The sequence below is a fragment of the Lacimicrobium alkaliphilum genome, from assembly GCF_002591895.1.
GTDB classification, from domain to species: Bacteria; Pseudomonadota; Gammaproteobacteria; order Enterobacterales; family Alteromonadaceae; genus Lacimicrobium; species Lacimicrobium alkaliphilum.
Map to the genome: position 1 here is coordinate 152,248 of NZ_NISX01000005.1, position 13,244 is coordinate 165,491.

At 49.6% G+C, this 13,244-nt stretch carries 11 protein-coding genes; 8 read left to right on the forward strand and 3 right to left on the reverse strand.

Translation table 11 applies throughout. The features are described from left to right. Positions 1-177 precede the first annotated feature (177 nt). The 7 genes from miaB to CDA54_RS06790 all read left to right on the forward strand — a co-directional run bounded on the left by miaB (position 178) and on the right by CDA54_RS06790 (position 7,717). Entirely contained in the window at positions 178-1,611 is a 1,434-nt protein-coding gene (miaB, locus tag CDA54_RS06760) for a tRNA (N6-isopentenyl adenosine(37)-C2)-methylthiotransferase MiaB (RefSeq protein ID WP_099034223.1), read from the forward strand. A 9-nt stretch (positions 1,612-1,620) separates the two neighbouring features. Continuing rightward, positions 1,621-2,685, forward strand: a complete 1,065-nt coding sequence (locus CDA54_RS06765) for a PhoH family protein (RefSeq protein ID WP_099034224.1) — start codon at positions 1,621-1,623, stop codon at positions 2,683-2,685. Next, positions 2,682-3,143 carry an rRNA maturation RNase YbeY gene (gene ybeY, locus CDA54_RS06770; RefSeq protein ID WP_099034225.1) on the forward strand — a complete coding sequence of 154 codons (462 nt, stop codon included), beginning with the start codon at positions 2,682-2,684 and terminating at the stop codon, positions 3,141-3,143. The genes CDA54_RS06765 and ybeY overlap by 4 nt, the downstream gene beginning before the upstream one ends. Before the next feature lie 52 nt (positions 3,144-3,195). Further along, positions 3,196-4,071 carry a CNNM family magnesium/cobalt transport protein CorC gene (gene corC, locus CDA54_RS06775; protein ID WP_099034226.1) on the forward strand — a complete coding sequence of 292 codons (876 nt, stop codon included), beginning with the start codon at positions 3,196-3,198 and terminating at the stop codon, positions 4,069-4,071. Beyond that, positions 4,049-5,581 carry an apolipoprotein N-acyltransferase gene (gene lnt / locus CDA54_RS06780; protein WP_099034227.1) on the forward strand — a complete coding sequence of 511 codons (1,533 nt, stop codon included), beginning with the start codon at positions 4,049-4,051 and terminating at the stop codon, positions 5,579-5,581. The genes corC and lnt overlap by 23 nt, the downstream gene beginning before the upstream one ends. 85 nt (positions 5,582-5,666) lie before the next feature. Continuing rightward, positions 5,667-6,932, forward strand: a complete 1,266-nt coding sequence (locus CDA54_RS06785; protein WP_099034228.1) for a Xaa-Pro dipeptidase — start codon at positions 5,667-5,669, stop codon at positions 6,930-6,932. Between the two features lie 152 nt (positions 6,933-7,084). Then, positions 7,085-7,717 carry a DUF2490 domain-containing protein gene (locus CDA54_RS06790; protein WP_180237131.1) on the forward strand — a complete coding sequence of 211 codons (633 nt, stop codon included), beginning with the start codon at positions 7,085-7,087 and terminating at the stop codon, positions 7,715-7,717. Positions 7,718-7,719: 2 nt separating this feature from the next. Here the strand turns inward: CDA54_RS06790 and CDA54_RS06795 are convergent, their stop codons facing one another. Next, positions 7,720-8,631 (reverse strand): DMT family transporter, encoded by a 912-nt coding sequence (locus CDA54_RS06795; protein ID WP_099034230.1) that lies wholly within the window; start codon positions 8,629-8,631, stop codon positions 7,720-7,722. A 98-nt stretch (positions 8,632-8,729) separates the two neighbouring features. Here CDA54_RS06795 and CDA54_RS06800 point away from each other — a divergent pair, with 98 nt between their 5' ends. Further along, a complete protein-coding gene (locus tag CDA54_RS06800; protein WP_099034231.1) occupies positions 8,730-10,172 on the forward strand; it encodes an aminotransferase-like domain-containing protein in 1,443 nt (480 codons plus the stop codon). A gap of 157 nt (positions 10,173-10,329) precedes the next feature. Here the strand turns inward: CDA54_RS06800 and CDA54_RS06805 are convergent, their stop codons facing one another. Beyond that, positions 10,330-11,001 (reverse strand): glutathione S-transferase, encoded by a 672-nt coding sequence (locus CDA54_RS06805; protein ID WP_099034232.1) that lies wholly within the window; start codon positions 10,999-11,001, stop codon positions 10,330-10,332. A gap of 55 nt (positions 11,002-11,056) precedes the next feature. Beyond that, the gene (locus tag CDA54_RS06810; RefSeq protein ID WP_099034233.1) at positions 11,057-13,000 is read right to left on the reverse strand and encodes a RecQ family ATP-dependent DNA helicase; all 1,944 of its coding nucleotides are present in this window, start codon (positions 12,998-13,000) and stop codon (positions 11,057-11,059) included. Positions 13,001-13,244: the final 244 nt, after the last annotated feature.

Sequence of the window (13,244 nt, forward strand, 5' to 3'; positions counted from 1 at the left end):
AATTCTATGTGCCGGGTTTAGTGGCAGCTGAACTTAAATCATCATGAACAACAGCAGGCTTTGGCAGTACTGGCATAGAATCCCATTTGACGGTAAAATAGACGGTCTGATTTCAGATTTGTATCCTATTGGTGTCAGGAAGGTGAATAACCTTCCTTTTTTAGTTTTTAAGGCAGTATGAGCAAGAAACTTTTTATTAAAACCTGGGGTTGCCAGATGAACGAGTATGACTCGGAAAAAATGGCAGACCTGCTTGATTCAACCCATGGTTATCAGGCCACCGAGACTCCTGAAGATGCAGATATCATTCTGCTTAACACCTGCTCTATTCGTGAGAAAGCGCAGGAAAAGGTGTTCCATCAACTCGGACGCTGGAAAAACCTGAAAAAGACCAATCCCGGACTGATTATCGGTGTAGGTGGCTGTGTGGCGTCACAGGAAGGAGATCACATTCGTGATCGCGCCCCGTTTGTGGATATCGTATTTGGTCCACAAACTCTTCACCGGTTGCCGGAAATGATCAATCAGGTCAAAGGCAATAAAAACCCGGTTGTTGATATCAGCTTCCCTGAAATTGAAAAGTTCGATCGTCTGCCAGAGCCCAGAGCCGAAGGGCCTACCGCTTTTGTGTCGATTATGGAAGGCTGTTCTAAATACTGCAGTTTCTGCGTGGTGCCGTACACCCGTGGTGAAGAAGTCAGCCGCCCTGTGGACGATGTCATTTTTGAAATAGCCCAGCTCGCCCAACAAGGCGTGCGTGAGGTAAACCTGCTGGGGCAGAATGTGAATGCCTACCGCGGTGCTCAGTTTGATGACAGTATCTGCAGCTTTGCCGAATTGCTGCACTTGGTTGCCGCCATCGACGGCATTGATCGCATTCGTTACACCACCTCACATCCGGTAGAATTTACCGATGATATTATCCATGCGTACACTGAGATCCCTGAATTGGTGGATCATCTGCATTTACCGGTACAAAGTGGTTCTGACCGCATTCTTGCGCTGATGAAACGTGGCCACACTGCCATTGAGTACAAATCGAAGATCCGAAAACTGAAAAAAATCCGCCCGAATTTAAGCATGTCATCAGACTTTATTATCGGCTTCCCGGGTGAAACTGACGCCGACTTCGAAGCCACCATGGATTTAATCCAGGCGATGGATTTCGATCTCAGTTTCAGCTTTATTTACAGCGCCCGTCCCGGCACGCCGGCGGCCGATGTACCTGATGATGTCAGCGAGGCCACTAAAAAAGAACGTCTGCACCTGCTGCAACAACGCATTACCCAACAGGCCATGCGTATTGCCCGCAATATGCTGGGTACTGAGCAACGCATACTGGTAGAAGGCCCTTCAAAGAAAAATCCAATGGAGTTGTCCGGTCGTACAGAAAACAACCGCGTGGTCAATTTTGAAGGCACTCCGGATATGATCGGGGAATTTGTCGATGTAAAGGTGGTCGATGTATTTGCCAACTCCCTGCGCGGCGAATTGGCAAGACGCGAGCAGGAGATGGGCCTGCGGGTCAGCGTGGCACCACAAACCATAATCCGTAAGCAATCTGCCAGCCAGCCTGATGTGCTGGGTGTGGTTCAGCATAGTCCAACTTAGGAGTCCTCTTTGTCCAACAACCTGGTCAGTAATGAAATCATACTGGAACCCAATGATCACAAACGCTTATCCAGCCTGTGTGGTCCTTTTGATGACAATATCAAGCAAATAGAGCGCCGTTTAGGGGTAGAAATCAGCTACCGCAATAACCTGTTCAAGGTACTGGGGAAATCTCAACAAGCGGTGGCTACCTCTGAACTGTTAAAGTTACTCTATATCGAAACCCAGCCGATAAAAGGTCAGATCCCCGACCTGGCCCCGGAGAAGGTACATCTGGCTATCCAGGAAGCCAAATGCCTGGAGCAGGCTGAAGCCGGCAAACATGGCAAAGAAGTACATATCAAGACCAAGCGGGGCGTAGTTAAACCACGTAACCCGCACCAGTCTCAGTATGTGCAGAATATTGTCAGCCACGATATTTGCTTCGGTGTAGGGCCTGCGGGTACGGGGAAGACCTATCTGGCCGTAGCCAGTGCAGTCGATGCCCTTGAGCGCCAGGAAATCCGTCGAATTCTCCTCACCCGTCCGGCAGTGGAAGCGGGTGAGAAACTGGGCTTTTTGCCCGGTGATCTGTCGCAAAAAGTAGATCCCTACCTGCGCCCTTTATATGACGCACTATTCGAGATGCTCGGCTTCGAGAAAGTGGAAAAGCTGATTGAACGCAATGTGATCGAAGTGGCCCCGCTGGCCTACATGCGCGGCCGCACTCTGAACGACGCGTTTATTATTCTTGATGAGAGTCAGAACACGACGGTGGAACAGATGAAAATGTTCCTGACCCGCATTGGTTTTAACTCCAAGGCCGTGATCACCGGTGATATCACTCAGGTGGACCTGCCCCGTGGTGCCCGAAGCGGGTTACGTCATGCAATAGAAGTGCTCAAAGACGTCAATGACATCTCCTTTAACTTCTTCAATGCCAATGATGTGGTACGCCACCCTGTGGTCACCCGCATCGTCATGGCTTACGAAGAGCATGAGCGTGAACAGGAAATACTGCGCGAGAAAAAACAGCAGGCCATGCGCGAACAACAGAATAACAACCAGCCCTCTGGCGGAAAATCTTCCGGGTGAGCGCCTTACTGGATCTACAGGTTGCCTGCGAAAATGAGCAGCTACCCACAGCTGATCATTTTCAGCTGTGGCTGGATGCAGCACTGGACGGAGCCGACCATCCGGGGGCTGAGATCACCATACGCCTGGTAAACCGCAAAGAAAGTCAGCAACTTAACCATCAATACAGAAACCGCGACAGCTCCACTAACGTATTATCATTTCCTTTTGAAGCCCCGGCCGGTATACAAATGGATTTGCTCGGCGATCTGGTGATTTGCGCGCAAGTGGTCGAGCAGGAATCTCAGCAACAAAATAAGCCGGTTATGCATCACTGGGCCCATATGACCATCCATGGCACCTTGCATTTGTTAGGCTACGACCATATAGACGATAAAGACGCTGAAAGGATGGAGGCGTTGGAAATCGCCATTCTGGCAAAATTAGCAATTGACGATCCCTATCAGGATCGGGAATGATATCACTCCTGTAGAGAGTGATAACCCTCACTAATTAAAAAGATTGGAGCTCATGAGCGACGACAACCCCCACTCTAGTAACGGTTCTGCCAATAAGGGCTGGCTGGAAAAGATAGTTCAGACCTTTTCGGGAGAACCGCAAAACCGCGAAGAACTGGCCGAAGTAATAACTGAAGCCGAACAACGGGAGGTGATTGATTCTGCCACCCGGGAAATGATTGACGGTGTACTGGAAATCAGTGAGATGCGTGTGCGGGACATCATGATTCCAAGAGCACAAATTGTCACCATTGGTATTGAGCAAAGTGTAAAAGAGTTCTTGCCGGTGATGCTGGAATCCGCTCACTCCAGATTCCCTGTCATCAATGAAGATAAAGATCACATTGAAGGCATTCTGTTAGCTAAAGATCTTCTGACCTACGCCTTTTCACCAGAAAAGGAATTCAAGCTTAAAGATGTTCTCCGTCCCGCCATTATTGTTCCTGAAAGTAAAAGAGTGGACGTACTACTGCGTGAGTTCCGCGAAGAGCGCTACCATATGGCAATTGTTGTCGATGAGTATGGTGGGGTCTCCGGCCTGGTCACAATCGAGGACATTCTTGAACTGATCGTTGGTGAAATTGAAGACGAGCACGATGTCGACGAACAGGAACAGGATAATATCCGGCCACTGAATAAATATACGTATTCGGTCAAAGCGTTGACCTCAGTGGAAGATTTTAATCAGTTCTTCGAAACCAGCTTTAGCGAAGAAGAAGCCGATACCATAGGTGGTATTGTCCTCAAGGCCTTTGGTCATATGCCTATGCGTGACGAAGCTGCAGAAATTGACGGCATAGAGTTTCGTGTCGCCCATGCTGACAAGCGCCGTCTGATTCAACTGAAAGTGAGTTTACCCAGGCAGGATGACGACGATCAAAAAGGCTGACCGGCTAGTACCCTGCTCATTGGCTTTATTGGCCGGTGCGGGTTTAACCTTTACTTATGCGCCCTTTTCTCACTGGTATCTGACACCGGTATTGCTGGCTTGCCTGTTCTGGTTGTTAGCCAGAAAGGCTACCGAATTCCCAACCCTGTTGGGATTCTGTTTCGGTCTGGGCTGGTTTGGTGCAGGCATCAGTTGGGTGCATGTAAGTATTGCTGACTTTGGCGGCCTTCCACTGGCGGGCTCCATCGGCCTGATGCTATTGCTTTGTGCCTATCTGGCTGTGTATCCGGCGCTCGCTTGCAGGATTCTGGTGCGGGTATTCCGACCTCAGTACTGGCCTCTGGCTATTTCTTTTGTCTGGCTGGTCACTGAATGGCTGCGTAGCTGGGTATTAACAGGATTTCCCTGGTTATCCCTTGGTTACAGTCAGATAAACAGTCCACTTGCCGGCTGGATGCCACTTATTGGTGAGACCGGTGTCAGTGTATTGCTGGTGATGTTCGCCTGTACGCTGAGCCAGACGCTCCCCCGGAAAAAACTTCTTATCAGTGCCATTTTACTGCTGACGTTATACGGTGGTGGCTATCTTACCGGTCTGCACCAGTGGACAACGCCCAACAGCAAAAAAGCAGACGTGGTTATGGTTCAGGGCAATATCAAGCAGGAATTGCGTTGGATACCTGAACAGGATATCCCCACTATGAGCAAGTACTGGGCGTTGACTGAACTGCACTGGGATGCAGATTTAATTATCTGGCCGGAAGCGGCCGTGCCCAAACTCGAGCCACTTGCAGTTGATTTCCTGTCTGAGCTGGATCAGCAACTTGCAGCTACCGGGACGGGCCTGATAACCGGCATCGTTAACTATAACTTTGAATCAGAAAATGCCTACAATCAGTTAATTAGTCTGGGCAGCAAGAATGGCGAAAAGCAGGGCCATTATGCCTACCCCCACTCCAATCGTTATGCCAAACATCACTTGTTACCTATTGGCGAATTTATTCCTATGGAGGACTGGCTCAGAGGCCTCGCGCCGATCTTTGATCTGCCTATGTCGTCATTCAGCCGCGGTGACTATCAACAAACGAATCTGACCGCTAGTAGTCTGCGCCTGGCACCGGCCATTTGTTTTGAAATTGCTTTCCCAAGACAAATCCGGGCCAATTTACACCCCTATACCGATTTTATCCTGACAGTAAGTAATGACGCCTGGTTTGGTCGTTCTCATGGTCCTCACCAACATATGGAAATAGCCCGCGTCAGAGCAAAAGAATTCGGCATACCCGTACTCAGAGCAACGAACAACGGCATTACCGGCATTATCGACGCCGATGGTCAGATTCTGGCCCAACTCCCTCAGTTCGAAGCGCAAGCTTTGAGAGCACAGGTCCCCCTGTACAAAGGCACCACGCCCTATGCCCGTTTTGGTGAACTTTGGGTCACAATTCTCAGCTTATTGGCTGCAATTCTGACTCTGTGGTTACCTCGCAGCGATAAGTACTTGTCCTGAAGCTTTGCCGGTTCAAAGCAAACCTCTTGTTCATAGTTTATTTCAGCCTTAAGCTGACTGTCTGTCTAAAACCTGGAATAAATTTATGAAAATCAGAGTGTTCTTAAGCCTGTTCATGTTTAGTGCGGTACTGCAGGCGCAAACACTGGTGCTTAAAGCCGACGCCATGCTTGACGTCAATAGTGGCCAGTTGATCGCTAATACGCTGGTGCTGATCAAAGGTAACCGCATCCATCAGATTGGTAGCCAGGGTGAATTCAGTGTTCCAGCGGATGCCAAAGTGATAGAACTCAGCGGCCAAACGCTGTTACCCGGCCTGATGGATATGCACGTTCATTTAAACAGTGACGCCAGATTGCATGGCTATAAGCGTCTCGCCCAATCTCTGCCACGTAAGACCCTGACCGGCGTTACAAACGCCAGAAAAACCATAGAGAACGGCTTTACAACCGTAAGAAATGTCGGTGCACCCGGTTATGCTGATATCGCTTTACGGGACGCTATTGCAGAGGGGGAACTGACCGGACCGAGAATTTTTGCCGCTGGTATGTCGCTGGGGATCACCGGAGGCCACTGTGACAACAACCTTTTGCCCTACGAATATAAAGACAAGGCTGCTGCTGTAGCTGACGGCCCATGGCAAGTGCGTGAAAAAGTGCGCATGAACGTTAAATATGGTGCCGACTGGATAAAATTCTGTGCCACCGGCGGTGTATTGTCTAAGGGCACCAAGGTGGGTGCGCAGCAATTCAGTCAACAAGAAATGGATGCCCTGGTGGACGAGGCCAATCTGCGTGGCATTGGTGTTGCCGCCCATGCCCATGGCCTGAACGGTATCAAAACGGCTATTCGCGCAGGGGTAACCAGTGTCGAACATGCCAGCTTTTTAGATGACGAAGCCATCAATATGGCGCTGGAAAAAGGCACCTATCTGTCCATGGACATCTACACGACCGAGTATATTCTCGGCGAAGGTGAAAAAGCCGGAATACTGGAAGAAAGCCTGGCGAAAGAGCGGCTGGTAGGTGGCAAACAACGGCAGAGCTTCAGAAACGCGGTCAATGCTGGCGTGAAAATGGTATTCGGCTCAGATGCCGGTGTTTACCCCCATGGACACAATGCCAGGCAATTTTCCCGCATGGTCAAATATGGCATGACACCAATACAAGCTATACAGGCTGCTACAATTAACTCTGCAACCATGCTGCGTCAACAGGATAAACTTGGCAGCCTGGAGCAGGGTAAACTAGCGGATATTATCGCCGTACCGGGCAATCCTCTTAAGGATATTGCTTTACTGGAGAAAGTCAGCTGGGTTTTCAAAGAGGGGGTGCTGATAAAAAGCCCCTGAGTCCAGCAAGCACCTCCGAAAAAGCGCCACATAGCGCTTTTTCGGGTAATTTACAGCCTGATTGACCTGATCCTGTTCTTCCGTATAATACGCCGCCATACTTTATGACACTTTTATGTCATATTTATGTATGTTTTTTTACAGGCGGGCCTATGTTTCAACATACCAGTTGCAAAACTATCGCAACCATTTTGTTTTTCTCGATGAGCTTTAGCGCCGTCGCTAATCAACAATGGTGGAATGCGTTTAGTGCCAAAACTAACGTTGAAGAATACAGTCTGGGTCTTGAATCTGAGCAAAAATTTCGTGATGAAGGCAGTGCACTTTATCTGACCAACCTTAAACTGAGCATCAGTCGAACCTTGATTGATAAACTAAAAGGGGGGATGGCAGTGCGTTATGAAAATACTGAAAGTCTTAGTGGCTCTAATACCGAAGAAGTCCGTATAACCCCCTATCTGACCCACAAAATGTCTTTGCATCAGGATTGGGCCTTCGCCAGTCGTCTCAGAGCAGAAAACCGCTGGCGCCACGGCGACCACGCTTTGCGGGTTCGGTTGCGTGGTAAACTCAGCCGTAGCTTTGATACGTTCAGCCTGTTCGGCAGCTATGAATATTTTTATAATCTGACCGACAATAGTCGCTTTGACAAGTCCCGCAGTGCACTGGGCTACAGCACAGCGCTGAGTAAAAACTGGGGGCTGGACCTGTATTATTTATATCAGAACAATTCTAACAACACTTCCGAGAACGTCCTGGGCAGCAAATTCAGCTATAAATTCTGATATCAGGCTGGCTGATAACGGAGCATCCACCACTGACGGATTCGCCTCAGTGGCGTCAATACCAGCGCGTTACCCATCAGTACCAACGAAAAGCCACCAAGGGTATAGGCATTCCAGATAAAACCTTCGAACCAGGTACTCAGTGCCACCGCCACCAACGGAAATAAAACGATCACATAACTGGCCTTTTCAGGCCCGATATTTTTCAGCAAAGCAAAATAAGTGGCAAAGGCAATCACGGTGCCAAATACCGTTAGATAAAGCAGGCTCAGAACGTACGCCGGACGGAAATCAAAACTGAAACCTGCTCCACTTGCCCAGACCACGCAGGTCAGAATGAGAGCCCCGTACAACATGCCCCAGGCATTGCCCTGCAATATCCCCACATGACGCTTCGAATTGCGCACGCTGATCATGTTTCCAAAAGAGGCAATCAGGGTACCAGACAAGGCCATCACTAATCCGATTAACGTCGTATTGGCCAGATCAAGAGCCTGTAAGTCTTTATAAAACAGCATCGCAATACCGGCAATGCCCAGTAATGCACCGACGTATATACGACCGGCGATGGGCTTTCCAAAGAACAATCTGGTGTTAATGATGTTCATCATCAGCATGGTAGAGAAAGCAATAGATGCCAGTGCTGAGGATAGATGCTCCTGCGCCCAATAGAGCACAAGATAATTCAGACCAAAATTGCTCGCCGCCAGTAGCATAAAAAAGCCATGCTGCACCAGGCTATAGCGCATCGGCATTTTCCGATACAGGCAATATCCCCACATCAGCAGTGCAGCCATGGCAAAGCGATACACCAATGAAACTTCAGGCGCTACGATGCCTAACTGGAATTCGATGGCCAGCCAGGTTGAGCCCCAGATCAACACTGTCACAGCATAAAGAAGTATATTTTTCATTGAGTTAGAATTGAGTCTGAATTACAGGTAGCCATAGCTTAACGTTTATCTGTACACTTACCATATACAGTTTTTATAAAAGTAACCTATACAGTTTAATGGGCAGACAGATTGATCGTCAGGAAAGCCGCTACCTTTACCGCCAGGTCGCAGACCTTATCCGGGAAATGCGTGACACGGGTACATTGAGACCGGGAGATCGTATCCCCTCACTGCGTAAACTGGCAGAACGGCTGAAAATAAGTATCCCTACTATCAAGCAAGCTTACGAGGAACTCGAACGCATTGGCTTGCTGGAAGCGCGTCCTAAATCGGGTTACTACCTTACCAGCTCAGCTAACAAATCAAGCTCGCCACGTAAACCCCGTATGGCCGCCAGTGCTGTTCCCGTCAGCCGCCAGGAGTTAATTGAACAAGTACATAATGCAGTACACACTCCGGGAGCGGTGCCTTTGGGTATCAGCAACCCTGTTGGTGCTCTGCCCAATGACCGGGCACTGGCACGGTGGACGCGCAGGGTAATGGCAAGCGCCAGAGAACATGCTATTGGTTATGGACCTTTCGCCGGATTCGAACCTCTCAGACGCCAGCTGGTACTGCGCTATCTGGACATGGGCCTGAATACGACCCCCGAACAGCTTGTTATCACAAACGGCGCTCAGGAAGCCCTGGCTATTTCTCTGCAGCTGCTGGCTAAGCCCGGTGATATTATCGCAGTGGAATCCCCCTGTTACTTCGGCATTCTTGAACTGATCGAGAGTCTGGGGATGCTGGCTTACGAAATTCCCCTATGCGCTGACACAGGGCTAAGTCTGAATGATGTGGCCAACGCGATCGATAAACACCCGATAAAGGCCTGCGTTTTTTCTTCGTCCATAACCAACCCCATGGGTGCCAGACTCGACGAAGATAGCAAACAGGATCTGGTAAGCCTTCTGGAGAACCGAGGCATCGGCCTGATTGAAGATGATGTTTATGGCGATCTGTATTTCGACAGCCAGCGCGGTAAACCAGCTCAGTGTTATTCTCAAAAAGGGTTGGTGATTACCTGTTCCTCGTTTTCCAAAACCGCCGCCCCCGGACATCGGGTTGGCTGGTTGCTCAGTCCCGAATACGCCGGCGCAGCCGCGCGGCTTAAACGCGCATTATCCTGCTCTTCTGCACTTCTGAATCAATGGGTACTTGCCGAGTATCTGGTCAGCGGTGAGTACGACCGCTATCTGCGACAATTGCGTCAGGTTCTGTTTACCAACAAAGAGCGGATGCGAGCCTGTATTGCGGGCAACTTCGGCGACAATGTTCGTTTCACTAATCCTGCGGGGGGCGCTGTGCTATGGCTTGAGCTGCCAAAAAAAACCGATGGTAGCCAACTGTTTCACCAAGCGTTGGACGCAGGTGTCAGCCTGATGCCCGGCACCCTGTTCGCCCCTTCTGATCGCTACCGGCATTGTGTACGGCTTAGCTATGGCCTGCCTTGGACGGATAAGGTTGAAGAGGCATTGTTACGCCTTGGAAAAATAGTAGCATCTGAGCCCTGTTAAACAACCAACGCAGAAAGCATAAAACAATTCACCACAGAGTCACAGAGAACACAGAGGTCTTAAGGGTTTAATCCCTTTTACTTCTCTGTGCCCTCCGTGCCTCTGTGGTGAAATCTGCTTTTAGTGCTTTTCGGTTAGAACCACAATCGGGGAAACATCAGGCGTAGGCGTATTCACCGCCAGCCTTAAGGGCTTTTTGATACGCTTCGCGGCTATGGATCCTCGCCACATAAGCACAGATATTGGGGTGTGTTTGTTCTTCGGCCAGCCCACGTGCCACTGCGGCTTCAAGGGGAAAACTCATCTGTATATCAGCTCCTGTTGGCTGATTGCCCGCCAGCCACTGACGTCCTTCAAGTTGTTGCTCGACAAAAGCAAAATTGTTTTTAAGGTTTGGGCCGATAAAAGATTTCATCGACTTGTCGGCAATTTTTCTTGCAATTGGCCTGGCAAAAAACGGCATCGGACTGGAACGTACCTTATCCATAACCAGTTTAAGCAACATCGGCGGCATAAGTGAGCCTTCGGCAAAATGCAGCCAGTAGTGATAGGCTTCATGCTCATCGCTCGACTCTGCCGGGATCCAGTCCTGCTTGCCGTAGCGGCTGCACAGATAATGAATAATGGCGCCGGATTCGGCCAGCACCTTATCACCGTCGGTCAGAAGCGGCGATTTGCCTAACGGGTGCACAGCCTTAAGACTGTCAGGCGCAAGCATAGTCTTGCTGTCGCGCTGATAATGCTGAATTTGATAATCCAATCCCAGCTCTTCGAGCAGCCAGAGAATACGTTGTGACCGACTGTTATTGAGATGATGCAGAGTAAGCATGAAAATCCTTGTTGTAAGTATGATGGCTGGTAATACGCAAGCACTGACATTGCGATCAGTTTTGATTGCGTAATAACGACATGGTTTGCTTTACCTGCTCCAGCACCACAGCATAAGGATAGGCCTCAAGTCTTGCAAAGCCTGGCATCTTCGCAGCCTTGAGCAATGTAGTATCGGGAGTGCGGATACCACAGAGAAAACGCGCCAGCGCTTCGTTGCAGACCGGTTTTTGTGACTGCTCCGCTGCATTCAGATAAGGCTGGCACCAGTCAATCAGCGATGCCGACGGCAGGGGCGGTAAACTCCCGGGTGCTGGCAGCACTGCGGGCTGGCCCCGGCAAACGGAACAATGTCCGCAATGCTTTGGTGCCTGGTCGTCTGCGAAATAACTGGCCAGCGCCTGGCTCAGGCATTGCTCCCCCTCAAACAGTGCCAGCATCGCATCGATACGTTTTATTTCGCTGTTCTGACGGGTGACAAAGAGCTCATAGAGCCGGGATGACAATACCTCAACCTGCCAGTTGCTTTCGATAATCTCGTACACCTCGGTCATTTTGCTGCTTTGCAGCTCGATCCAGCGCTTATCACTGAAATACTCCAGTGCCGTCAGCGCGCGCTTACGATCCCCCTGGTATTGTTGCCAGAGCAAATCAAAATCCACACTGTGCCAGGTTTTCGCCTTCGCAGAAGCAGCAAACAGCTGGCTGACAAATTGCCGTCGTTCCCCTTCAAAATGGCTAATAATCTCATCTTCCGGCATCCGGGTTTTAAACTTGTATTCGGCGAAATAACTGAATTTGGGTGCGAGCACGCCTTGTAACTGCAGGTAAACCAGCAAAGTTTTCAACGGTAACTGGCGAATATTACTCTGGGCAGACAGGCTATATAACTGAATCGCCCAGTCACCGGATTGCTGCTTAATCTGTTCCAGTACCAGAGCAATACCCTGCTTATCCGGCGTGTCACCATAAACAAAATTCTGTAACAAGGTCAGGTGGCTTCTGTTTGCCAGCACAGTACAAAATGCGGTTTTGCCATCGCGGCCGGCGCGACCGATTTCCTGACTGTAATTCTCTATGGATTTGGGCAGATCGAAATGAATAACCCGGCGAATATCGGCCTTATCAATGCCCATACCAAAGGCAATAGTGGCAACAATACAAGGGGTTGCGCCTGACATAAAATCCCTTTGCACCTGTTCGCGCCGCTCACTGTCCATACCTGCATGATAGGCCTTAGCCCCGATGCCGGACTGCTTTAGCTGCTGTGCAACCTGCTCAGCAGTGTGTTGCAGCGTCACATAGACGATACTGGAAACCTTTGAGTCGGCGCCAAGTAAATCTTTTAACACCGCCAGCTTCTGCGCCTCGCCAACCCCCATCACAGACAAGTCCAGATTCTGCCGATAAAAGCCGGTTACCACCACATTGTCTTTAGCGATGGAAAATTTACTGCACATGTCTTCTATCACTGCAGGGGTTGCAGTAGCAGTGAGCAGCAGCACCTGAGGAATATTCAGGTTTTGCCGGTACTGTGGCAGTTTCAGATAATCGGGACGAAAGTTGTGCCCCCACTCAGAAATACAATGAGCCTCATCCACCACCAACAGTGACAGCGGCACCTGAGCAATAAAATGGCGGAAGCGCTCATTTTTAAGGCGCTCCACCGAAATCATCAGGATTTTCAGTTTACCGCTACGGGCGTCCGCCATCACCTGTTGTTGCTGGTCGTGACTCTGCTGTGAATCGATACTCCCGGCCGCAATGCCCTTTTGTTGCAAAAAGCTCAATTGATCCTGCATCAGTGCCAATAAGGGTGATACGACCAGGGTCAGATGGGGAAAATGCAGAGCCGGTAACTGATAACATAAGGATTTACCGGAACCAGTAGGAAAAATAGCCGCTGCCGACTGACCGTTGAGCACCGCTTCAACCACCTGTTGCTGACCCGGCCTGAGCTGATTAAACCCGAATATTTTTTGCAGGCTTTGCTGGTACATGATCCTTCCTTAGTTGTGACCGCGGTATGACCGCTAAGTATAACGCACTGTAAAATGGCAGAACTGATCTGTTTACACTGCCAATCTATATCCAGTTGAACACAGGCGATTTTTTTGTTCAGGAAAATCGCCTTATCCACAAACTAATTCGATAAATTGCAACACAGAGATGGCAAATAGGGTCTAACCTTTTAAAGACAACCTGTTAAAAAGGTGTCCTTATTTCCTGTTAGCAAGTCCAGTG

Excerpts from the sequence above, each read along its gene's own strand:
- CDA54_RS06810 (WP_099034233.1), bottom strand. The coding sequence starts at position 13,000 with ATGTACCAGCAAAGCCTGCAAAAAATATTCGGGTTTAATCAGCTCAGG.
- CDA54_RS06800 (WP_099034231.1), top strand. The coding sequence starts at position 8,730 with ATGGGCAGACAGATTGATCGTCAGGAAAGCCGCTACCTTTACCGCCAG.
- CDA54_RS06785 (WP_099034228.1), top strand. The coding sequence starts at position 5,667 with ATGAAAATCAGAGTGTTCTTAAGCCTGTTCATGTTTAGTGCGGTACTG.
- miaB (WP_099034223.1), top strand. The coding sequence starts at position 178 with ATGAGCAAGAAACTTTTTATTAAAACCTGGGGTTGCCAGATGAACGAG.
- CDA54_RS06795 (WP_099034230.1), bottom strand. The coding sequence starts at position 8,631 with ATGAAAAATATACTTCTTTATGCTGTGACAGTGTTGATCTGGGGCTCA.
- lnt (WP_099034227.1), top strand. The coding sequence starts at position 4,049 with ATGACGACGATCAAAAAGGCTGACCGGCTAGTACCCTGCTCATTGGCT.
- CDA54_RS06790 (WP_180237131.1), top strand. The coding sequence starts at position 7,085 with ATGTTTCAACATACCAGTTGCAAAACTATCGCAACCATTTTGTTTTTC.
- CDA54_RS06805 (WP_099034232.1), bottom strand. The coding sequence starts at position 11,001 with ATGCTTACTCTGCATCATCTCAATAACAGTCGGTCACAACGTATTCTC.
- corC (WP_099034226.1), top strand. The coding sequence starts at position 3,196 with ATGAGCGACGACAACCCCCACTCTAGTAACGGTTCTGCCAATAAGGGC.